The organism is Actinopolyspora mzabensis, from assembly GCF_900101095.1.
GTDB lineage: Bacteria > Actinomycetota > Actinomycetes > Mycobacteriales > Pseudonocardiaceae > Actinopolyspora > Actinopolyspora mzabensis.
In genome coordinates this window covers 37666-60089 of record NZ_FNFM01000005.1, presented here as the reverse complement: position 1 = coordinate 60089, position 22424 = coordinate 37666, and the positions used below count along the sequence as shown (strand labels likewise).

The window sequence follows — 22424 nt, the reverse complement described above, 5'->3', positions numbered from 1 at the left end:
TCCTCACGGCCGCTCGCGGTACAGCGCCAGGTCCTCGTGCTCGTCGACGGGGACCACGAACCTGCGGTCCAGGAAGCGGTTGCCGCGTTCGCAGGTGGTCTCGGAGACGAACAGGCAGACGTGGCAGGCCGCGCCGTGCAGGTGGTCGGCGGGCGGCTGCGGGAGTCGCTCGGCGCACAGCGGGTCGGAGGAGCAGCGCCGCGCCTCGCTCAGCGCGCGCCGGGTGAGTCGCACCAGCCGGTCGGGTTCGGCCTGCGAGACCAGCCCGCCGAGGGTGCCCTCGGCGTCGGGCACCGCGGTGTAGAGCAGGATGCCGCTGCGCGGATCGTCCTCGGTGCCCGCGTAGATGCGTTCGGACAGATTGGCCGAGCTGTAGCCGCACTCCAGGGCGATGGTGCGGATCAGCAGGTGCGAGAGGGTGTGCAGCGCGAGGTAGCGGGGGCCGGGCCAGTTGCGCATCTCGTCGAACTCGCCGGGGATGCGGTCGGAGTAGCGGTTCTTGCGGAACTCCGCGTAGGCCCGCCGGTGGCGGTACATCGCGTGCGACTCGGCGGCGCGGCTCTCCCAGTCGCGCAGCAGGTCCTCGGGCACGCGCAGGAAGATCCCCTCACCGCGCACCTCGCTGGCGGGCACCCACTGCGGCGTGGAGCGGGCCAGCGGGGCGCGGGTGACCAGCTTGGGGTCCTCCGGGTCGGGCGCGTCGAGCCGGGTGAACCCGGTCAGCGCGCGGACCTCGCGCAGCCGTTCGGCCTGCACCACGTCGGCGTAGTAACCCGCCAGTTCGGGGGGCACCTCGGCGCGGCGCAGCGTGAAGTCGTCGGTGGGTGCGGGCAGCTCGGAGGCGGCGAACACCTCCCACTCCGGGGTGCGCAGGTCGAGCTGCTCGGTCTCGCTGTCCTCCTCGCTCTCCTGCTCCATCCTGGCCCGCACCCGCTCGACCGCCGCCTCGATCTCGGCGTCGCTCCAGCCGGTGAGCTCGTGGAAGGCGGGCACGTTCTCCCGCGCGTAGGGATACATCGCGGCGGGCAGCGTGGACACCGCGTTCCAGTGCTGCTCGACCTTGGTCTCCAGCTCACTCGCCTCGGTGCGGGGAACCGCCAGCACCGAGAGGTTCTGCGGAAACCACTGGTTGGAGGCACCGACCGTGAGGACCTTGGGTGCGCACTTGCAGCCCTGCGGGTCGAACCGGTTCAGGTGCGGGTGCCTGCCCCGGCAGCGCGGCAGGTTCTGCTCGCCGCGCTGCCCCATGGCCTGGCCCATGTTGCGGTGCTCACCGCAGCTGACGCATTTGATCTCGACGTTGACGCCACGGTTGCCGCCGCGGTCCTCCATTCGCAGCCGGGGCTGTTTCACCTTGGGGCACTCGGCTCCGTGGTGGACGAACTCCGGGTAGGGGAAGTCGTCCAAGTGTCCGGCGGTGCAGGAGATCAGGAACCGGGAGGAGATCGCCAGCGGCGGGGCTCCACTCTTCTTGACGCCGCACCCCTGGTGGAAGAACCGGGCGTCCTGCGGCCTGCGGGGCACCTCGTTCTCGAAGCCGAACACCCGCGAGTCCACCGGGGCGAGCTCGTTGCAGGCGGTGCAGCGCAGCCAGGAGGGGAACGGCACGGTCGGCACGCCCACCCGGGAGGCCGGGCCCCGCGGGTCCTGGTCGAGGCCGTCCAGCCAGGGCGCGGGCAGCAGTTCCTTGACGTTCTTGCCGAAGATGCCCTGCACCGCGGACAGCAGCCGGGGTTCGGCGATCGGTTTCCAGTCGTGTCGGTCACGGACGTCGTTGTAGTTCCAGTCGTCGAGCCCGCGCACCAGCACGGAGAAGTTGGGCATGTCGACCAGCGCGCCGACCCCGCTGGTGAACATGAGGTGGCTCGGGCGGACCGAGCCCACGCGACGGCGATGATTAGTGGTCATAGAGCTCCTTTCCGGAGCGGGCGTCAGAAGTTGTGGGGGCTTGCCAGGACCCTCGCTTGGCGGAACCTCTCGCACGGCTCTCGCTGCGGGGAGGCCCGACATCGGGTAGCGGCCTACACAACGTCGGGCCTTCCTCGCGAGAGCCGCACGGGAGAACCCGCGGGTGGTCGGGCTGCGTGAGTGGTAGGAGCGCGGCCTGCGGGGGCGGTAGGTGCTCGGCACCGCGCCGAGGGCACGGCGATTTCGCGAGAAATTGACGCCACTGTGCCGGAGAGTCCAGTGCGTGCGGCACCGCCAACACCGGGGAGAGCCGAGCGAGGGTGGGGCGCTGTCACGGTTTGCGTTTGGTGGTGGGCAGTGCGGTGTCGCCGAGTTCGTCGCCCTCGGGGATCTCCTCGTCCTCGGCATCGGCCTCGCCGTCCGGTGCGGGCGCGAATGTCCAGGCGGGAGCGTTGTAGAGGGTCTGGAACAGCTCCTCCCCGCCGGGCACGAGCAGGTTGATCTCGTTCTCGGTCTCGCGCATCGACTGCGCCACGGTGCTGTCCCGCCAGGCGTGGTCGCCGGGTTTGGTCAGCAGCGCCCGGCGGGACTGCTCCCCGCGGCCCGAGGAACGACCGACGTAGCCGACCGAGTGCTCGCCGTCCTGCTCGCCGCTCCAGAGGTCCTTGGTGCGGCCGAGCCGTTCCGCCAGGTAGTCGCGCCCCCGCTGCCCCCGCACGGCTTCGGCGCGGTCGAGCATCCGTTCGGTGATGCGCTCCACCAGCGGGGAGTCCAGCGCCACTTCCTGTGCGTCGTTCTCCCCGGAGTGCGGCTCGGCGGCGTTGCGCACCGCCGCCACGAACGCGGCGGTCACTCCCCGGTCCAGCGCGCGGCGGGTGTAGGGGGTGACCGACAGCGCCTCGACCTGGCGATAGAAGGTGGCGTGGTAGTGCTCGAAGTCCTCGTAGTGCGCCAGGTCGCGGGGCCTGGTCCAGTTGTAGAGGGTGACGACCAACCCCGGCCCGCTGTCGGTGCGGCCCACGCGGGAGGACGCCTGGATGTACTCTGCGGTGTTCTTGGGCTGGCCGGTGACCATCATCAGCCCGAACCGGGAGACGTCCACGCCGACCTGCAGCATCGAGGTGGCCAGCACCACGTCGACCGGGTCGCGGCCGTCCTTGCGGCGCTGTTCGCGGCGCGCGCTGAGCGGATGCGGCTCGGGAACGTCCTTGCCGCGGGAGGATTTGCGCCGCTGCCCGTAGATCTCGCGCAGGTTCGCGCGGATGGCGTGGCGCCGCGTGGTGGTGTCGATCTCGGCGTCGAAGCCGTTCTCCAGGTGGGTGAGCACCTCGCTGATGTCGGCCGAGGAGATGCGGGAGGTCAGTTCCTGGATGTTGAGCATCGCGGCGCGGCTGGGCAGCCGGTCGGAGATGCCGCGCCTGCGGCCGTGGGTGCGGACGCGGGTGGCCACGTCGTCGTCGAGGGAGCGCCGCATCCCGGCGAGTTCCCTGGTGGCGTTGAAGTAGCCGACCAGCGTCATGTACGGATCGGCCGCCGCGCCGTGCTGGTCGAACAGGGTCTGCCCGGCCAGCAGCAGGATCTCGGCGACTCGGATCTCGGCGGATTTCAGCCGCACCCCGTGGGCGCAGATCCCGAGGTAGCGCCTGCCGGGTTTGTCCGCGGTGGACACCTGGTGTGAGAAGAACGTGTCGGAGACCTCGGTGACCTGCGGCGGGAACACCGCCAGGTCGCGGTTGAACACCCCGCGCACCTGCTCGCCGGAGCGTTTGGTGGTGGCGGTGGAGGCGATGATCTTCGGCCCGGCCTCGTTGCCGCTGGGGGTGCGCCAGCAGCACAGCTCGTCCACCGCGGACTCGAACAGCCCGACGGTGGTGCCCAGCGCCCCGGAGATCAGGTGCAGCTCGTCCTGGATGATCAGGTCGGGCGCGCGCAGCCGCGCCACGGGTTTGCTGCTCACATTCGGGTGACCGCTCTTCTGCTGGTGCTTATCGGCGCAGCCGGTCTCGGCGTCGAGGTCGGCGTGGCGGTAGCCGTGCCGGGGGCACCAGCGGCGCACCCGGCCGAACAGCATCCCGGCGTAGCCCTTCCAGGGCAGCTGGGCGAGCTTGTCCACTGTGGCGATGACGAGGCTGGGCAGCAGCCGGTAGATCTCCTCGTCGACGGTGAGGATGGGCAGGCCCTCGGGCGAGTGCGGTTTGGAGAACGGGCAGGCGTCGCTGCCCTCGGCGTTGGGGCAGTGCAGCAGCACCCGGCGGGTGGCGGTGTCGACCTCGGCGTCGCGGTGGGCGAGCAGCGCGGAGCCGCACCAGGGGCAGGCCAGGGTTTGCAGCACGTTGGCGCGTTTGCCGTCGCCGGCCTCGCGGGCGTCCCGGATCTGCTGTTCGGCCTGGCCGAACCAGTTGGGTGAGACGCTGCCGCCCACCCACAGTCCGATGCGGAACGGCTCGCCGCCCCAGGTGCCCTCGTCCTCGCGCCGGATCATCTCCGCCGCGCACACCAGCGCCGCGGCGCGCTGGAACTGCTGCGCGGTCAGCAGCCGCAGGGTGTAGCGCATCAGCACCGCCACCCCGGCGCCGCCGTCGCGGGCGTCCTCGCCGCTGCCGTAGAGGCCCTGCAACCGGCGGATGGCGAAGGTGAACGCGGTCAGCCCGAGGTAGGCCTCGGTCTTGCCGCCGCCGGTGGGGAAGAACAGCAGGTCGAGCACGGCGTTCGAGTCGGCGGCGCGTTCGGCGTGGTCCGGGTCGACCAGCGAGGGCAGGTTCAGCAGCACGAAGGCGAGCTGGAACGGCCGCCAGGAGGCCCCGGCGGCGCCGTTGGCCTCGACCCGCTGCTTGGCCTCGGGGTAGCCGATCTCGGTGGTCTCGCGCAGCCGCGCGAGGTCGGTGTGGCGGCGTTGGGCGGCCATGGCGCGGTTGGCGAACCGGAACGCGGCCAGCGCGTCGGCGTACCCGGGGTGGTCGGGGTCGGTGAGCAGGTCGATGCCCGCCTGCACCCGGTCGGCGGCGCGGCGTGCCTGGAAGACGGCGGACTCAGCGGTCTCGCGCAGCGAGTCGGGCAGTTCCCGCGCTTCGGACTCGCGCTGGTCGAGCCAGCGGCGGTAGCCCTCGGACAGCGGTGCCAGCCCGGTGCGCAGTTCGGACGGTTCGGCGGTGGCCAGGGTGTCCATGGCGAGTTCGGTGCCCGCCAGCGGGCTGCCTTCCCGGTTGCCGGGCGCGACGGTGGCGGGGACCTCGTAGGTGGGCAGCCAGGTGGTTTCGAGCTGGTGGGCGCGGCGGGCGCCGGGGTTGGTGTGCGGGTGCACGGCGACGTTGTGACCGGAGGCGTAGCGCAGCTGGCCACGGTAGAGCAGCCGCAGGTGCTGTTCCTCCGGGTCGTCCTCGGCGGTGCTGTCGTGCAGCGGGTCGTCGGCGGGTAGGAACACCGGGGCCGCGCCGTCGAGGGCGGTGGCGCGCAGTCGGGTCTGGAACATCCAGGACTCCTCCTGCGGGGTGCCCTCTCGTTGGGCGTTGACCAGGGTGAGTTCCACGACGCGCTTGCCGTCGCGGTCGCGCGCGGCCACGGCCAGCAGCACGCCGGGTTCCTCGGCGGTGTCGGCGGTCAGCGGCAGGCGGTGCGAGCCGGTGCCGTCGAGCCGCACCTCGCGGCTGACCGTGACGGGTTCGCGGGTCCAGAGCCTGCGTTTGGCGCCTTCGGCGGTCTCGGTGTCCTCCTTGGCGTAGCGGCCCCATTCGGCGGTGACGTGCAGCGCGGTGGTGTCCCGCGCGACGGTGCAGCTCAGCCCCATCGAGGAGGCCCAGATGCGGCCGAGGCTCTGCGGGCTGAGCACGTTGGGCAGTTCGCCGCCGCCCTCGCCGTTGGCCTCGCCGCCGGTCTCGGCCCCGGTGTCCGGCGCGGGTTCGGCGTCGGCGGTGGGGCGGGCGTCCTGTTTGGGGCCGAGCATCCCGACGAGGTAGCGCTCGCGGGGGCCGCTGGAGCCGTAGGGCAGCTGCTCGGCCTCGCCGTCCCACGGGCCGAGCAGGTCGCGCACGATGAGTTCCTGCAATCCGTCGCGCACTTGCGCGCCGCTGGTGTCGGGGAACCGCTGTTCGGTGTCCAGCAGCCGGGTCGGGTCCGGCCGTGCGTCGGCGTCCTCGCCGCCCGCGTCGGGCTCGCCCGTACCGGTGTTGCCGCCCGAGCCGCGCGCCGTACCGGTGGGCATGTCGAGGCTGCCCTGTTCACCGTTGGGGTTCATGAACAGTCCGTCCGAGCTGTCCGGGGTGGTCATTTACGGTTGTGCTCCCTCTCGGTGGCTCTTCTGGGGGCGGTGGCTCGCTATCGGTGGCTCGTGTCGGTCAGTCGGGGGAGACGGCTCCACGGACCGGGAAGCCGGTGCACCCCGCGCCGCGCCGGTCCGGCGGTGCCGCGCGGCACCGCTTCGCGCACGCGCCCGCCCGGCCCGGGGATCACGCGGTTCGGTGATCATCCCGATTTCTCTCACACGGGTCCGACACCGGTTGCCGCGCCGGGCGGCACGCCCGGACTCTCGTCGAACAAGGCGTCCAACGGCGGGGTGTCCTCGAAGTCCCGCCTATCAGGCGCGAAGATCGTTGTCCCACCAGCGGCAGAGGATAAACCAGCTCACGGCGGAGTTGGCCCGAAATTCGCATACATCGGATACCGATTGTTCAACGGACCTGACCCAGTGCGTACGGCGTGCCCGTACGGAGCTACTTCGGAGCCCGGAGTGATCGATAAGCGGTGGCTACTGTTGCTCCGTCCGGTAGCCCAGCCAGCTTCGCTCTCGGATGCGTGAGTTCACGTCGACATCTCCACGAAGGCTCACCTGTCATCAACACCCGACCACTGCCACCAAGCCCACCGACCAGATACGCGTCGAGGCCAATTCGATCGTCATTACACCCAAGCGCGGCAACACCCCATCCATCAATTGGTGGCAACCCAAGCACTGAAAGTCCGATTCAGCCATACTCTAATAATCGAGATTTGCCGGTCAGAGCAATTTCTCGGCATTCCCATTTTTAACAGTCAACCAAACATGGGATCATGTGATGATCTACACAGCTTGTTGTTCCAGTGATCATCAAACTCTATGGTGATCATTGCTGTGTTGATCACCTGATTGATTTTCAGGGGCACATCGCAGCAAAACCCAGGAAATCATATTGTTTACGGATAGAATCAAATTGATAGATCCTCAGAAGAGCTCGCTGCGTTCCGGAACAGCTACCACCCCACAGAAGGTGGGACGGAACGGTCTCGTCGTTGTCACGGCCATAGGAGTACTTTCCGGCATCGGGGCAGTCCCAGCTGCCGCTTCATCGGATTTCACGGAGGTGAGCAGCGCTCCGGAGGTTCAGCGAGTCACGACCCAAGCCGCGAGCAGTCAAACACTGGCCTCCGCTGACCCCGCCGAGATCGACCCTAGCGATGTTGAGGAGGTCGCTTCGTACCTCAAGCAGGTTGGCGCCGGTGAACTGTTGGGGCCTGACAATCGCTTTGACTATGAATCCGCGAAAGCCGCTTTCGGTGAAGACTTCGCTTCGCGGTTTCAAGAGCAATGGCAGAAACATATCGGTCGAACGGCTCAAACAACGGACGGCGTTACCACAGCGGCTTTGGCCAGAAGTTCCGACAGCTATGCCGCTTGTGTCCTGAAGGGTGTCGGCCTCGGCGGATTGGTCGGCGCGTCGACCGCGATCGCCAACGCCATCGCCGACAAGGCCTGGAAGAAAGCCGCTGGACTCATTTTGAAAGAAGCGGCGAAACGCGGTATCAAGGTAGCCGTCAAGGGCGGTGCCGTCGGCTTGGCGGGCGCCCTCGGTGGGTATGCCGTATGGTGCGCCACCCCCTGGTCGTAATCCAGGCTCGCCCGGCTGTCACCTGCGTCATTACTGCCCGAAAGCTACTTGGTGCAGCTCAGCGAGGTAGTTTTCGAAACGGGACCGCCCTTGCTCGGACAATCGGGCTCTGGTGATGGTGTGGCGGTGGCGCTGCACCTTTTTGATCTCGATCAGCTCCTCACGCTGCAACACGCCAAGCTGGCGTGACAGTTCGGCAGTGGTGATTTCCAGGCTGCGTTGCAGGTCGCCGAAATCGGCGGCCTGCACGTGCCGCAGCGCTCCGAGGATCGCCAGTCGCACCGGTGAGTGCAGGATGGTCGGAAGTGCTTCGCGGGGGTCTCGGGCCGTGCTCATCGGCGCCACCGCACACCGATGAAAACCGCCAGCATCACAGTTGCTACCGCCGAAGCGACCCAGGCGGATGTCCCACTGGAGCCATCGGACCAGAGCAATTCGTATACGGGAAACGTGCCCGCGAGCAGCGCCGCGCCTGCCAGGAGCGTGTCGATACGCCGCCACGGTGCGCGCCCCGGAGCACGCAACGCCGCCCAGTGCCACGAGAACGGAACAGCGAGGATCGCCAGGGCCGCCAACAGCGACCACACCAGCGGCGGATCGGATTGGATCAACCAACTCGCCCCGGCACTCAACGCACCGAGGCTGATCACCGCCAGTGCGATCTCCGCGACGCGCGGTCGCCGATACAACGAGGGGGCGTGACGGACGCTCTCCAGAGCCTCTCGTGCCTGGTCGGTCATCTTCGCTCCTTTCAGGGCTCAGCCAGATGATTCGATTTTCGCAACCAGTTACAAAAAACGCAACAGCACACCGGAGTCAACCACTACCCCACGAGCTCGTCGCAACGATCCGGTCTGTGATCACGTTCGAGGTGGTCGCCACGTCCAGCCACGAGGCTGGGCTGCTCACACCCCGGAAGCTGAGTGCCCCAAGCGATCCCCCTTGCAGCCCGAGCGGCACGCCGTGCCCGTGGGCATGTCGAGGCTGCCCTGTTCAGCGTGGGGGGGGGCGGTGGCTCGTCCGGGGTCGGTCGGGGGAGACGGCTCCACGGACCGGGAAGCCGGTGCACCGCCGCGCCGGTCCGGCGGTGCCGCGCGGCACCGCTTCGCGCACGCGCCCGGCCGGTACGGGGATCACGCGGCCCGGTGATCATCCCGATTTCTCTCACACGGGTCCGACACCGGTCGCCGCGCCGGGCGGCTCGCCCGGAGGCTCCTCGAACAAGGCGTCCAACGGCGGGGTGTCCTCGAAGTCCCGTTCACCGGGACGCGAAGATCGTTGTCCCACCAGTGGCAGAGGATAAACCAGCTCACGGCGGAGTTGGCCCGGAATTCGCATCTCACTCGGCATGCTTCCTGACATCTCACCGTAGTGCTCCGAAGCCGTCCTGAAGAAACAGCGAGGATCTCGATCCGCTGTGGTTCGTGAACACTCCACCCGAGGCCATCGAAAGGCTCGACTACTGTTCCGCTGCCTCGTCGAGCGTGCTCTGACCGGTTCTGCGGTAGCGAACGTTCGGACTGCGCGTGCTCGGTTCGGTCATCGCGAGTACTCCTTCTCGCACGAGATTACTGAGCCATCGGGAAACGGTTCGATCGGTCAGTCCGGTGCGGTTGACGAGTTCGGCACGGGTGCATTCCTCATCACCCAGCGCTCGCAGTAGTTCCTTCCGGCGGTTCGTGCGTTGACTTAAGGCACCGGCCTCGTCCTCGTGTTCCTCGGTGGCTTCCGGAACGAGCCCCTCCGCGAGGCGATACCGGGCATGGCGTCTACCACCGGTGGGAACGACCAGTTCACGTGAAACCAGGTCACCGAGCTCGCTCGTCGCGATTCGCGAGTCCAGGTCGTTGGCGTTTCGGTATGTCTGGTTGTTCAGCGTCTCACCGTGATACAGCATGGCCAGCCCGTGGCACTGGCTCTCGGTGAGCCCCGGCTCCTGGAGTGAGCCGATCCATCGCACGACTTCTTCGCCCATGAGGGTGTGGTTGGGGAACGTGACGGTGAAGGTGGCGATGTTGTCGTCGAATCGCGGCGGATTGAGACGGGCCTCGCGTAGCGCCGCGAGCATCGTGGGGATTCCCGATCCTCGGTTCTCGCAGATCGGCCTGTCCGAGCCGGGAAGCGGGACGTCTTCGAGAATCTTCAACAGTGTGGCGTTCCGGGCCGAGGAGGTCCCTTCCTCACCGAGGTTTTCCTCACTGACCGAACCGTGCAGTCCTCCGGGATTACGGATCACCAGCCGATCCGGGTACATCTCGACCTGGACCTGGGTGCCATGGGAGATGGCTGAGTAGTCCCGGTGTACGAGCGCGTTGACGATCGCCTCGCGCAGCGCTGCCTCGGGGTACTCCCAGGTGTCGGCTCGACCGGCACCAAGAACCGTGGAGCGACGGCTCATGTTGCGTCGTAGCGCGATAAGTGCCTCGTCCAGGATCACCGGAATAGGGCCTTCCGCCGCGACGTTATCGATGAACCGCGCTCCGCTGGAGGGCTCCGGTCCGGTCTTCGTAGGGTAGTGCACGAAGGTCAACATCAGTTGTGGGAAGAACTCCTGCGGATATTCGCCCAGTGCCAACAGTCCGGCGAGTGAGAGTTCGTCCGCCACGAGGACTTTGGCTCGACGAAGAGCCGCTGTGGCATCCAGGTGCGCGAACGCTCGCGCTCTTCTCCTGCGTATCCGGCTGAGGAACGTTTCGACGAGGGGTGTGTCGAGATGTTCGATGTTCGTTCCCGGGACCGCCTGCTCGTCCTCTCGTGGCTGACCCCGGTTGGCCAGCAGCACGTGCACCTCGTAGGGAGTCAGTTTTCGGTCGCCGTCGGCGACCCGGACGAAACTGCCTTGTGCCATGCTCGTCCCCCGGCAGTGAGCTGGTTTGGCGGCGGGATCGAGTTCGGCGACCTCGGCCACGAGAAGATCTACCCCTTCGAAGCGGTGGGTCTGGATGAGTGGGCGCAGGGGTGGCTCCATGTCCTCCGAACACATCGCACAGAGGTCGGCGGCCAGCTTCGCCGCGTCCTGCACTCCGGTGGCCTGGAACCCGGTGGCCTCATCGAGCCCCAGGACGAGCACCCCACCGCTGGTGTTGGCGAAGGCCGACAGTGTCTCGCGCACGCTCTTCGGCAGCTTCGTTCCGGCGCGTTTCGCTTCCACCGTGGCGTGGTCGTCCCCCAGCTCCCTGAGGTTTTCGATCATCTCGGCCAGCTCGTCATCAAGCATTACCCACCTCAGCTTCGCCACCTACTTCGCCACTGAATCCTAACGGCGAAGCAAGTGGCGAAGTTCGTGGCGAAGCTGACGAAGATCAGCACTTCGAGTAATGAATCTTCTACCTGTAGCAATAACTCCTGGTAAGAACCTCAGACTTGATCGTTCAAGCCCTTGCTCGACAACATCACGAAACCAGTGATATCGCACTCGCTCGGCATCCGAACCCTTCGAACCGCCTCAGAAGCACCCGTAACTTCGCCACTAGCTTCGCCACTTCGACCCAGTGGCGAAGCTAGTGGCGAAGCTGTGATGAGGCTCGTGGCGGAGTAGGTCCGCTGCCCTCCCGCCGATCCGACGACTCCCTACCGCGCAGCCGAGCGGGAAGACTCTTCCGCCGTCAGCGCGAAGCGCCCGCGAAATCGCCGCACCTGCGGTATTCCTGAAGTCAAAACCGAATATCCTCGCAGGCCGCACTCCAACCACTCTCGCCATCGGCGCCGACGCGGGTTCTCTGGTGCGGCTCTCGCGAGGATGGTCCCGACGATGTGTAGTAACTACCCGATGTCGGGGCACCCGCAACGAGAGCCGTGCCAGAGGTTCCGCCAAGCAACCACCTCAGCAAACCGGCCGGAAATTCATCTCCCTGATGCGGGGACGAGTTCGGAGCATCCGGACCAGCAGAGGTAGTCCTCGATGACCTCGGTGTCCTCGGCGATGAGGTCGTGGAAGGCGTTCTCGTCGGGTCTGTCGTGATGATCCAGCGGCATGATCGCGATCTGGTACATCCCGAACCGTTCTTCGGTGCGGTCGAGCACGGCCAGCGCCCATTCACGCAGCCGGGGCAAGGCTGCGGCGTCGTCGACGCGGTGCTCGGTGGGCTGGTGGTGCAGCAGCTCGGTGTAGGAACCCAGCGAGTCGGGATTAACCACCCGGTACAGCGTCATGGCGTTAGAAAACATGGTTGCCTCCTGATTCGTGACGGTCGGATCGTTCGGGCCGGTGGTAGGGGCATTCGCAGGGGCCGAGCGGGTCGAGATGCAGGTACAGCTCCCCGCTGGTGGTAAGGATCAGCGCGTCGAGCGGATAGCCCAGCGACAGCAGGTAGTGGTCGCCGCAGCTGTCCCGCGACTCGGTATCGGCTGGGGCAGGGCCGGTGGCGGTGTTGTGCCGCACCGCCACCGCCTCGCCGCGGTAGCGCTGCACGGTTCCGCCCAGCCAGGCCGCCGCGGCCTGCGGCGTGAACAACACCGCCACCGGCCGCCGCCTACGGCGAGACCTGGAACAACTGGCCCGCAGATCCACATGGGCGTGCCAATGCAACGCGAGATCGTGCCAAGCGCTTAGCGGCGGAGTCACCGGACCACTCCGGTAGAGGCAGCAACAGCCATGCGCCGCAGCGCGAATAGATGCCCGCAGCCCACACCCGCCACAACGGGCTCTTCCTGCGACGGAACGTACGGGGATCTGTCTCTCGTGAACATGGCGTTGCCTCCGAGATACCCAAGGACTTGTTGATTACCAGGCAAGTATTGGTTATCTGGTAAGCATCCAACAATCCTTCGATTGGGTGTTTGTCCGGTAAGCAACCGATGTCTACGCTAATTTCATGGCTGGTAACAACGAGCATCCTCCGAAAGCACGTGTGCTCGGCGCGGAACTACGACAATGCCGCGTTTCCGCAGGCATGAAGCAACGCGAACTCGCCGAGCGACTCAACGTGAGCTACGTTTCGATTTCGCGCTACGAAACCGGAGCGCGTACTCCGAATCCTGAGGATGTCGCTCAGATCCTCGCCACTCTCGGCATCACGGGGGCGAGATACGCGGAACTGGTCGACATGGCAAGGGATGCCGACCAGCCGAACTGGCTGGACACCGGCCACACCGGCGCTCGCCGTGAACTCACCACGTTGATCGAGTTCGAGCGCACCGCTCGGCGCATCACGGATGTCGCCACCATCGTGATTCCAGGGCTACTTCAGACAGCGAACTACGCACGAGCCATCCTCGGCGAGACCACCAGCGATCTCGATACCCGCGTGACCATGCGGGTCGGACGACGGGACGTGCTGTTGCAGCGCGAGGCTCCCGAGTTCATCGCGTTGATCTGGGAAGCCGCGCTGCGCGAACCACTCGGCGGCCACCAGACGATGGCCGACCAGCTGCAACACATCATGACGATGAGCGAGCGCCCGAACGTCACAGTGCGGGTCATTCCGATGGGAAGCACGCGATGGCATCCCGCTCACGCCGGTGCGTTCCTCGTCTTCCACTTCCCCAGGTCAGCACCGATCGTGCACGTCGAGAACTTCCACTCGACCACGTTCTTGCACAAGAGTAGGGATGTTGCCGCGTACGATACGGCGGCGACCACCCTGCAACAGTTGGCGATGACCCCAAAAGACTCGATCGGGCTCATCGCCAAAATCAAAGACGAGATGGAAGGGCAAGTATGACGATGCCCCCGCAAGGCTGGCGCAAGTCGAGCCGATCCCAGCAACGTACGAGCTGCGTCGAGGTCGGCCGGGTCGGCGACGGCGCGGCGGTACGCGACACCAAGGACCGCTCGCTCGGCTACTTCACCACCACGAGCACGCAGTGGCAGACGTTCCTGCACGCGGTCAAGAGCGACCGGTTCAGCTGAGACAGCCCCGGCGCCACAGCGCCTCCGCCAACACCGGAGGCGCTACCCCGCCCATACTCCTGCCAAGACCGAAGCGCGCCTGCCGGTGCATAGTGCCGCAACGCCCGCTCACGCGGGCTCAGGAACATTCGGCTCGATCTTCTTCGCGATCTTCAAAGCCTCAGCGCACTCATCCTCGTCGTCAGGCAAACGGATCTCACGGGCTCGGACTTGGACGATTCCTTCTCCCGCGTCGAACATAACGCCGCAAGCCCGCGTCTGTGTTGCTCCTTTGGTGATCACTCGGGCTCCGGAGCGACCATTGACCTCAAGACGCTCAAACTCAGCCCAAACTGATTTCTGCGCGGATGAATCCACCGTTTGACGGGTGTTTTTCTCCATCCTCACAGTGAACGGATCACCTTCGTAGTAGCAACCCGGCTTCCATGGTAGTTCACTTTTGGTCTTTCCCGGCACTTCCAGCCCGAATGAACTTAGGGTATCCGAGGAAAGCATTTCGCACGGTTTAACACTCGCTAATGCCTCACTGGAAGACGAGTTCCCACTCGTCTCTGACGAGCCGTCACCAGTACCTTCACTCGGCGAACATGCGGAAGCCGCAATCAACGCCGCCCCAGCAACAACGGTCAACAACGAGCGTGTCCACAATTTCACTGCGCACCCCTCCGCAGATCATCGGCAGCCTGTTCATCGGTAGCCTGATAGTTCTTCTTCGCCTGCTTGAACAGATCCGCCTTACGCCGCAGCTCATCAGCAAACTGTTCAAGCAGATCAGCTGCACCGTTCGAGCCGTTACGGGCCTTGTTCCCGAACTTGGCCGCCAACTGCTGCCCAGAGGTGTAGGCCCCGAGACCTGGTACCTGCTGAAGGCCAATAGCAGCGTCGATAAGTTCGTCGACTTTCCCGGCTTCGCGCAAGTACACCTCGGCTGCCTTGTCGGCGGCTTGGGGTTCCATGCTCAGCCCGCCGCCCGAGATCTGCTGCTGGATCCAGGAGTTCTCGTCCCGGATCGACTGCAACGCCGCACCAGCACCCACGAAACCGGACGCATCGGCACTCTGCTCCGCCATCACGGCTCCCTTCGCATCACAGGCACGCTGACCGTGCACGATCCCACTCGCTCACGATCACCCTAGCCGACCAAGCACCCACGTTGGCCCGCAATCGGCGGACCGGACTGTGGCAGCGATCCTGGCCACCAGGTTGATCGCAGCTTCGTTGCCGGTCAGCCGGACAGCCGATCAGAACAGGGCCTCGGTGCCGTTCTGCTGGCCGGAGTCGCGCGAGGTGTTCTTCTTGGTGGTCGCCTGCTTGTTGCTGCCTTTCTTCTTGTCGTGGAGGCCCTGGGCGACTTCCTGTTGGTAGCGCTCGTGGTTGAGTTCGAGCAGGCTATCCAGAATCTCGCGCTGGGCCGCGAGGCCGATGGTGTAGCGGGTCTCGCGGCCGACCGGATGGAAACCGTGGTCCAGGCCGCCGACCGCGTCGATGCGGTCCTGCCAACCGTAGGCGCGCACCGTGGCCTCGTCGATCTCGCGGTGAATCCGCCGCAGCTCCTCAATATCCGAATCGGTGCACTCCGGATCGAACACCAGGTTGTAGGTCTTGGTCAGCCCCGAATCCCGCGCGAGCATCACGTCTCTGCGGTAGCGATCCAACTCGTCGCCAAGGTCCCGGAGTTCCTGGGTGAGTTCCGGCAGCGGGAAGGTTTCAAAAGCATCGGTAACTGTGTAGCGAATTGTCAGCCCCAGAGTTGAAGAACGACTCGCTGTCCAGTAATAGTGGAACGAACTTGCCAACACAGAAAGAAATCCTTTGTTTTCTACAGCAAAAACGACGAGTGTTTCACCGAATACTTGATTCGCTTCAACAAACACGGGAGTTACAATCTTACCAACCCGTACTAGCACTACTACGTAAGCGAATCCGCTTATTTTCTCGTAAAGCTCTTCGCGGGGCGCCCAGTACTGCCACCATTTATCACGTATTCTGCGATATGCAGAACTTTTTAGTTTTTTCCTTTCAGGGTAAACACGATCCTTAACCCAGCCAAAAGGTTCACTATATTTTTGAACTTCTTTTTCTTCCATTTTTCGGAAGAAAATAGCGCTCCGAGAGGAGCGGAAATCGGGATTGTTTGCTACGTCTTCCCCTGCAAGAAAGGGGAGAACAACATCGGCATTCTTCGAATCAGCTTCTACCATACCCGATGCTTCCTCGTGAGGTACCACGAAACCAATCCCGTGCATAACAGATCCTTGATAAGCCAATTTTCGGTTGAAGAACAATCTTTCCGGGGTCCCACCAGAACGGGATATTTGATCCAGGGAAGTATTTATCCCCTGAACACCAGCATCATCTAGTATGCAGTTGGAGTAGCTTGGTTGCTGCGACCCAGTCAACCAGATAGCCGAATAGTCCAGATTCGCACTCTTGCTTGGCCATTCCTTGCTTTTTACGCCCCGAAAAATGATCCACCCGTTAGCTACCAGGTAATCCAGACCAATTTCACGAGTATGGCCTTGCCAGATGGTATTCGTAGCAATGAAACCTATTTTTCCACTTGTTGAACAAACCCCATCAGCACACAACAAAAAGAACGAAATCAGATCAGGCCGTTTCGCCTTCCGGCCACCCGCAACTACTTCCCCAAGATAATCTCTGTAAGAGAACCCCATCGTTGAGCTAATTTTTCCTCCACCCAAGAACGGCGGATTGCCGACCACGGCGTCGAAACCGCCGTCCTCGAAGACCTCGGGGAAGACGAGCGGCCAGTGCAATGTATCGCGGCCGAAGTTGCCCGCGGGCAGGTCGGTGTCCAGCCACTCGCGGGCCTGTTGGCGGGCGCGGGCCTCGTCGGTGTGCATCCGCCGCGCGTGGTCGGCGGCGGCGATGGAGCCGTCGCGCAATCCCCTCTCGCCGCGCCCCGCATGTGCGAGAGCGGCGCCGACGGTGAGATCCGCGGCCAGCTCGGCCCGCCTGCCCTTGAGGTTGGCCTCGGCCAGCAGCGCGCGCTTGCGGTTCAAACCTTCCAGCGTGGTGCCGTCGATCTCGCGCAGCTCGCGGCGCTGCTCGGCCACCTCGGACACCAGCGAACGAACATCGGCGGTGAAGTCCACAGGGGACCGCTCGTGGATCGCCCGCCCCTTCCTGGCGTCCAGGTGCATGTACTCCAGCTGCTCCAGCGAGGTGATCCCCAACAGCGAGTCCCCCGCCACAAGCCTGTCATCCAGGAAGGTGAACGGCCGCTGGGAGTCCATGGAAACCAGCCACAGCGAGAGCTTGGCCATCTCCACCGCCATCGGGTTGATGTCCGCGCCGTACAGGCAGTGCTCGATCACCTGCCTGCGCGCCTCCACCACCGCCGGGTCCTCCTCGCTGTCCCCGGCGTGCTCCTGCGGCTGGTACTCGCGCACCCGCTCGTCGTCCTCGGCGATCCAGGCTTCCAGCAGCCTGCCGCCCAGATACCGCGCCGCCGCCACCAGGAACGCGGCCGAGCCCATCGCGATGTCGGCCACCCGAAGCTTCAGAATCTGCTCGCTGGGCTTGAGCCGCCACTCGCGCTGCTCGGCCGTGCTGAGCGGCCCCGGCTCGTAGACCAGCGGCTCCAGCGCGTGGCGCACCACGTCCTCGGCCAGGAACCGCGGCGTGTAGTGCGTGCCGGTGTTGGCGCGCAGCGGCGACTCGGTGACGAACAGCTCCCCGCCCAGCACCACCACGGGCAGCTCGCGCAGGTCGTCGCGGATCACGCCCCGGAACGGCAGCAGCCGCTCGGTCAGCGCGGCATCGCCCCTGGTGACGCCGAGCAGCTTCTTGCGCCGCTCCTCCCGCTCCACCGCGTCCGGCGGGGCGAGCCGCTTGGCCAGCTGCTTGGCCGTGCCGATGCCGGAATCCTTGAACTCGGCCGCCAGCGTCTCGGCCAGCTCGGTGGCCTCGGCGCTGTCGGTGGCGAGCTCCTCCAGCCGCCGCAGCGGCACCTCGGCCTCCCTGCCCTGCTTGCCGACCAGTCCCACGGTGGTGTCCTCGGCGCGGAACCCGTCGTAGGAGAGCAGGCCCTCGTAGACGTAGCCGATCTGCTCCACGTCCAGCGAGCGGAACGACAGGGTGCGCCGCTCGCGCGACTTGCCGCTGCCCACCCAGACGTGCTGCACCGAGCGCAGCATGTGCAGCACGGTGCGGTCGTCGATGTTCAACGGCAGCCACGGGAACGCGTCCGGGTCGAACAGCGAACCGTCGTGCGGGTGCATCGTCAGCCTGGGATGGGTCACGCCCCGGTAGACCGCCTCGAACAGCGCCAGCAGCCGGTACCAGCCGGTGTAGGTCTGCTGCAGGTCCTCCTCGCTGGACTCCAGCTCGCGCCGCTCCAGCTCGTCGTAGAGCCGCCCCGCCGAGTAGGTGGTGGCATACAGCTCGTTGTCCGAGGGCAGCAGCCTGCGCTCCTCGGCGAACAGCAGGAACACCACGCGCATCATCACCGACACCGCGCCGCGGTAGACCTCGTGCGCGGCCACCGAGTCCAGTTCGGACTCGCCACGGCGGCGCTGCTCGGTGCTGGCGCGGCCGAACGCGGCCACCAGCAGCTCCACCGCCTCGCGCACCTGCACGCCCAGGGCCTCGGTGATTTCCTCCTGCGAGTCCTCGCTGGCCTTGAGCAGTTCGGGCAGCCGCTCGCCCTCCGGCACGGCGAAGAACCGCTTGCGCCCCAGCAGCGAGACGAAGGCGCGCACCACGTCGCGCTCGGCGGCCTCCGGCCACGGCACCGCGTCGAACACGGCCGTGGTGGTCACCCCGGTGCGCGGGGCGCGCACCAGCGCCCACCAGCGGCCGTCGGTGACCAGGCCGAGCTCGACGCCGTGGTGGCGGCACAGCTGGGCCAGCCGGTCGGCGGGCGTGGCGGCCCAGTTGGAACCGGCGAGGCGGGCGGTGGGCTGCTGGCCCGGCTCGCAGACCATGCCGAGCAGCCGCACCGCGTCCGGCTTGACCTGCTCTGCTGACTGGAGCTGCTCGTCTGATTCGGACCGCTCGCCCGGCTCGCCCCGCCCGTCCTGCTCGACGTGCTCCTCGGGTTCGACCAGCGCGAAGGAGGGCGCCAGCCGGGTGTCGTGCTCGGCCACGTCGAGCGAGAGCCCCTCCAGACCCTCGCGGCGCAGCCGCTCGCCCCAGCCGAGCAGTTCGCCGAGCACGTAGTCGATCCAGTCCCGCTGCCCGGCGGAGACGTCGGCCTGCCAGGCCGAATGCGCGCGGCGCAGCCGCTGCCTGGTGGGCTTGTCCAGCGCGTCCGGCCCGCTCGGCCAGTGCCGCTTGAGCACCGGCAGCGAGAGGAACGGGCCGCTGACCTCGACCAGATCCAGCCACTCGCGGTGCTGCTCGGCGGCGTCCGGTGCCTTGCGGTGGAACGGTTTCGGGCTCATCGGGTCGCCTCTCGCTTCGGCACGACAACGATCACGGCTACGGGGAAACGGTGCGGCTCCTGCTCGCGGTAGCGCTCGGCGATCACGCCGAGCTCGCGGTCCCGCTCGGTGGCGAGCTGGTCCAGCCGCTGCTGCCACTTCTGCCGGTCGCGGCGGTACTGGGCGCGCTCCTCCCGGCTGCGGCTGACGTCGGCGCGGCTGAAGAGCGCCTCCTCCGCCTGGTCCTCGTCCTCGGCCAGCTTGGCGCGCAGCGTGCTCGCGAACTGGTCGATGACGGTGTTGATGCGCTCCCGCTCGGCCTCCTCGCGCTGGGCCAGCGTGCGCCGCAGCGAGTCCCGCCGGGTGTTGGTGCGCCAGTCGATGGCCGAGAGCAGACCGTCCCGGACCTTCGGCCAGCGGCCCACGATCCGGTTCCACACCGGCGGGGGCGCGGGGGTGCCGTCGGTCAGCGCGCGGTCCAGGATGCCGCCGAGCGTGCCGAGGTTCTCCAGCCTGCGAAACCGCCCGTTGGCCGGGGCCCAGCCGCCCGCGTGGATGACCTCCTCGTGTAGCCGCACCCCGTCGGCGCCGACCAGCACGAACCGTGAGTACGCGCCGACGAGCACGTCCTCCAGTTCGGGGTCGTCGCTGACCACCGCGGTCACCCGGTGCAGCTCCGAGTTCTCGTTGGACACCGCCGAGCGCAGTAGGCCGGTCGACATCGACACCAGCGGGTGGTTGAGGTGGGCCAGCACCACGTCATCACGGCCCTCGGCCACGGCCGGGTCGAAGGTCACCGGCAGCTGGCGTGGCTGCTCGGCACGGTTCGAGTGATCGGTCTCGACCGGTTTCTCGGTCAGTCCCTCGGTGGCGCGGGTCCAGGAGCCGGTCAGCGCGGGCACGTCGTACAGCGTGCCGGGTACGGGAGCCTGGCGGTCGTCGACGTGCTCGCGCAGCGGCTGCTGCCCGGCCAGTTCCAGCGCGGTGTCGACCACGCGTTTGACGCGCCGCGGGGTGGTTCCCAGTTCGCTGACCGTGCGGTCGAGGTTCTGCCGCAGCTTGCGGACCTGCTCGCGCACGTTCGACTCCACCACGAGCCGGTCCTTCGTGCTGCCCGCGCTGTCCACCTCGTCGTCGCGGACGGTCTGGCCGAGCATCCGGCGCTGCACCTTGTCCGAGAGCACCGCGTTGACCGAACCCAGGTCCTCGGCCATGCGGGCGACCTTATCGGCCACCCGGGCGAGGAACTCCAGATCGGCCTCGTAGGAGTCCACGGCGCCGTCCCAGCCTGTGCCGACGAAGTGCCGGACCTCGGGGACCTGAGTCTGGCCGTAGCGGTCGATGCGGCCGATGCGCTGTTCCAGCTTGTTCGGGTTGAACGGGATGTCGTAGTTGACCAGCCGGTGGCAGTGCTTCTGCAGGTCGATGCCCTCGCTGGCCGCGTCGGTGGCGAGCAGGATGCGCAGCGGGTGCTCGCTCGGGTGCTTCTGGAAGGCCAGCCGCAGCCGCTCGCGCTCCTCGGTACTCATGCCGCCGTGCAGCTCGGCCAGCTTGTCACCGCCGAGGCCCTCCTGGCGCAGCAGGTTGGCCAGCCACTGCTGGGTGTCGCGGTACTCGGTGAACACCACGATTCGCTCGTCGGTCCAGTCCCGGTCCGGTTTGCACACCTGCTGGAGGTGCTTGATCAGTTCGCGGGCCTTGGCGTCGGGCTGGGCCTCGTGCGAGCACGCCCACTCCCGCATCCGCTCCAGCAGCCCGATCTCGTCCTCGGCCGGGTCCGGCTGCATCGGGCGGGTGCGGTCCAGCGCGTCGTCCTCGGCGTCGGCCATGTGCTCGTCGTCGTAGGTGGCGAGCTCGTCGAAGAACTCGTCCATCCACTCCGGAACGTCGTCGTCGAGCTGAGCCGAGCCGGACCGCGAGCGCAGCGTGTCCAGATACACCCCCACGGTGTGCTCGAACGCGGCGGGGCTGGAGAACAGCCGCTTCTTCAGCAGCAGCGTCACCAGGTCGGTGGCCTTGCGGCCCCGGCGGGAGGCGAGCTTGTCGCGGCGAGCGGCGGCGAACCGGGTCAGCAGGCCGTGGATCTCGCGCTCGCTGTCCGGGTACTCCACCGGGATCGCCATCGCGTGGCGGCGGGCGAAGCGCGGATTGCCGTCGGCGTCGGTGATCTCGGTCTTGAGCCGCCGCACCACGGTCTCGTCCACCGCCGCCCGATCCGGCTCCACACCACGGGCGAACCGCTGGTCGTCGAGGATCTCCAGCAGCGCGGTGAACGACGCCTGGTAGCCGTTGTGCGGGGTGGCCGAGAGGAACAGCCGGTGCGTGAAGTGCGGGGCGAGCGTGCGGATCAGCTTGGTCTGCTGCGAGTCCACGGCGTAGACCTGCTTCGGCGCGGCCGGGGCCGCGTGGTGGGCCTCGTCCAGGATGAGCAGGTCGAAGGTGCGCGGGTAGGTCGGGCCTCCGGCGGGCAGCACCTCGTTGAGCAGCCGCTGCGCCTTGGCGCCACGCAGCCAGGGCAGGCTGACGATGGCCTTGGGGAAGATGTTGAACGGGTTGGCCGCGCTGCCGTACTCGCGGCGCACCCGCGCGCAGCACTCGGAGTCGATGATCGTGAAGTCCAGGCCGAACTTCTCCGCCATCTCGTCGCGCCACTTGGCGGTCAGCCCGGCCGGGCAGACGATCATGATGCGCTTGCCGCGCTGGCGCAGCAGCAGCTCCTGGGCCACCAGCCCGGCCTCGACGGTCTTGCCCAGGCCCACGTCGTCGGCCAGCAGCAGGTTCACGCGCGGGGAGTCCATGGCGCGGGCGACCGGTTCGAGCTGGTAGTCCTCGATCGCCACGCCCGAGCGGAACGGCGCCTGCAGCGTCTTCACGTCGGCCGAGGTCACCGCCGACCAGCGCACCGCGTCCAGGAACGCGGCCAGGCGTTCCGGCGGGTCGAAGTCCTGTTCGGGCAGCTCCGGCAGCGAACCGGCGGGCAGCACCTGCCTGCCCGGTTCGAGTTCCCAGAGCACCTCCAGCATCTCGCCGTAGCGGCCGTCCTCCACGCTCTGCAGCCCCACCAGGGTGCTGGTCTCGCCCTGGTCGACCTCGCTGACGACCCACTTCTGCCCACGGACCGAGACCAGCGCACCGGTCTCCAAGCCCTCACTCGTTGTTGTCATCGGCTTTCCCCCGGCCGGGTCGGTTTCCCCACAGTCGTCGCACGAACGCGACCTGCGGAAATACTACTGACGAATGATCATTCACTGACAGGTGTTCGGGTATCGGATTCGCAACGACGAAGCCGGGGCGGTGTCGTTGCCGCACCGCTTCGGGGTGTCGATTTCTCGCGAAATCGCCGGGCGCGGGTTGGGGATTCCGAGCGGGATGCGGGCTCTGTGCGGGGTGGGGGCGGGACCGAGTCGGGCATCGCGGGGT

At 66.7% G+C, this 22424-nt stretch carries 14 protein-coding genes; 3 read left to right on the top strand and 11 right to left on the bottom strand.

What is annotated here, in order from left to right; genetic code table 11:
* Positions 1 to 3: 3 nt before the first annotated feature.
* Both drmB and drmA read right to left on the bottom strand, forming a co-directional pair.
* Positions 4 to 1908: a DUF1998 domain-containing protein gene (gene drmB / locus BLR41_RS09355; RefSeq protein WP_092627652.1), complete on the bottom strand. Its 1905-nt coding sequence runs from the start codon at positions 1906 to 1908 to the stop codon at positions 4 to 6.
* Between the two features lie 331 nt (positions 1909 to 2239).
* The gene (gene drmA / locus BLR41_RS09350) at positions 2240 to 6172 is read right to left on the bottom strand and encodes a DISARM system helicase DrmA (RefSeq protein WP_092627651.1); all 3933 of its coding nucleotides are present in this window, start codon (positions 6170 to 6172) and stop codon (positions 2240 to 2242) included.
* Between the two features lie 1069 nt (positions 6173 to 7241).
* On the opposite strand from drmA, the gene BLR41_RS09345 reads away from it, so the two are divergent.
* Positions 7242 to 7766, top strand: coding sequence for a hypothetical protein (locus BLR41_RS09345; protein WP_092627650.1), 525 nt, complete (start codon positions 7242 to 7244; stop codon positions 7764 to 7766).
* A gap of 30 nt (positions 7767 to 7796) precedes the next feature.
* On the opposite strand, the gene BLR41_RS09340 is transcribed toward BLR41_RS09345, so the two are convergent.
* From BLR41_RS09340 to BLR41_RS09315, 5 genes are all read right to left on the bottom strand, one after another.
* Positions 7797 to 8102: a transcriptional regulator gene (locus BLR41_RS09340; protein ID WP_218120034.1), complete on the bottom strand. Its 306-nt coding sequence runs from the start codon at positions 8100 to 8102 to the stop codon at positions 7797 to 7799.
* Positions 8099 to 8506: a hypothetical protein gene (locus BLR41_RS09335; RefSeq protein WP_092627649.1), complete on the bottom strand. Its 408-nt coding sequence runs from the start codon at positions 8504 to 8506 to the stop codon at positions 8099 to 8101. Before BLR41_RS09335 ends, BLR41_RS09340 begins: the two co-directional genes overlap by 4 nt.
* A 719-nt stretch (positions 8507 to 9225) precedes the next feature.
* Positions 9226 to 10983 (bottom strand): ATP-binding protein, encoded by a 1758-nt coding sequence (locus BLR41_RS09325; protein ID WP_092627647.1) that lies wholly within the window; start codon positions 10981 to 10983, stop codon positions 9226 to 9228.
* A 626-nt stretch (positions 10984 to 11609) separates the two neighbouring features.
* On the bottom strand, positions 11610 to 11933 hold the full coding sequence (locus BLR41_RS09320) for a hypothetical protein (protein WP_092627646.1): 324 nt from the start codon (positions 11931 to 11933) through the stop codon (positions 11610 to 11612).
* Positions 11923 to 12330, bottom strand: a complete 408-nt coding sequence (locus tag BLR41_RS09315) for a hypothetical protein (RefSeq protein WP_143013030.1) — start codon at positions 12328 to 12330, stop codon at positions 11923 to 11925. The genes BLR41_RS09320 and BLR41_RS09315 overlap by 11 nt, the downstream gene beginning before the upstream one ends.
* A gap of 286 nt (positions 12331 to 12616) precedes the next feature.
* Here BLR41_RS09315 and BLR41_RS09310 point away from each other — a divergent pair, with 286 nt between their 5' ends.
* Both BLR41_RS09310 and BLR41_RS09305 read left to right on the top strand, forming a co-directional pair.
* A complete protein-coding gene (locus BLR41_RS09310) occupies positions 12617 to 13429 on the top strand; it encodes a helix-turn-helix domain-containing protein (RefSeq protein WP_245694027.1) in 813 nt (270 codons plus the stop codon).
* A complete protein-coding gene (locus BLR41_RS09305) occupies positions 13426 to 13617 on the top strand; it encodes a DUF397 domain-containing protein (protein WP_092627643.1) in 192 nt (63 codons plus the stop codon). Before BLR41_RS09310 ends, BLR41_RS09305 begins: the two co-directional genes overlap by 4 nt.
* Positions 13618 to 13725: 108 nt before the next feature.
* On the opposite strand, the gene BLR41_RS09300 is transcribed toward BLR41_RS09305, so the two are convergent.
* The 4 genes from BLR41_RS09300 to drmD form a co-directional block, all read right to left on the bottom strand.
* A complete protein-coding gene (locus tag BLR41_RS09300) occupies positions 13726 to 14271 on the bottom strand; it encodes a DUF3558 family protein (protein ID WP_245694026.1) in 546 nt (181 codons plus the stop codon).
* A complete protein-coding gene (locus BLR41_RS09295) occupies positions 14268 to 14687 on the bottom strand; it encodes a hypothetical protein (RefSeq protein ID WP_139183022.1) in 420 nt (139 codons plus the stop codon). Before BLR41_RS09295 ends, BLR41_RS09300 begins: the two co-directional genes overlap by 4 nt.
* Positions 14688 to 14858: 171 nt before the next feature.
* Positions 14859 to 19025, bottom strand: a complete 4167-nt coding sequence (locus BLR41_RS09290; protein WP_092627642.1) for an Eco57I restriction-modification methylase domain-containing protein — start codon at positions 19023 to 19025, stop codon at positions 14859 to 14861.
* Positions 19022 to 22168: a DISARM system SNF2-like helicase DrmD gene (gene drmD / locus BLR41_RS09285; protein WP_092627641.1), complete on the bottom strand. Its 3147-nt coding sequence runs from the start codon at positions 22166 to 22168 to the stop codon at positions 19022 to 19024. The genes BLR41_RS09290 and drmD overlap by 4 nt, the downstream gene beginning before the upstream one ends.
* Positions 22169 to 22424 lie beyond the last annotated feature (256 nt).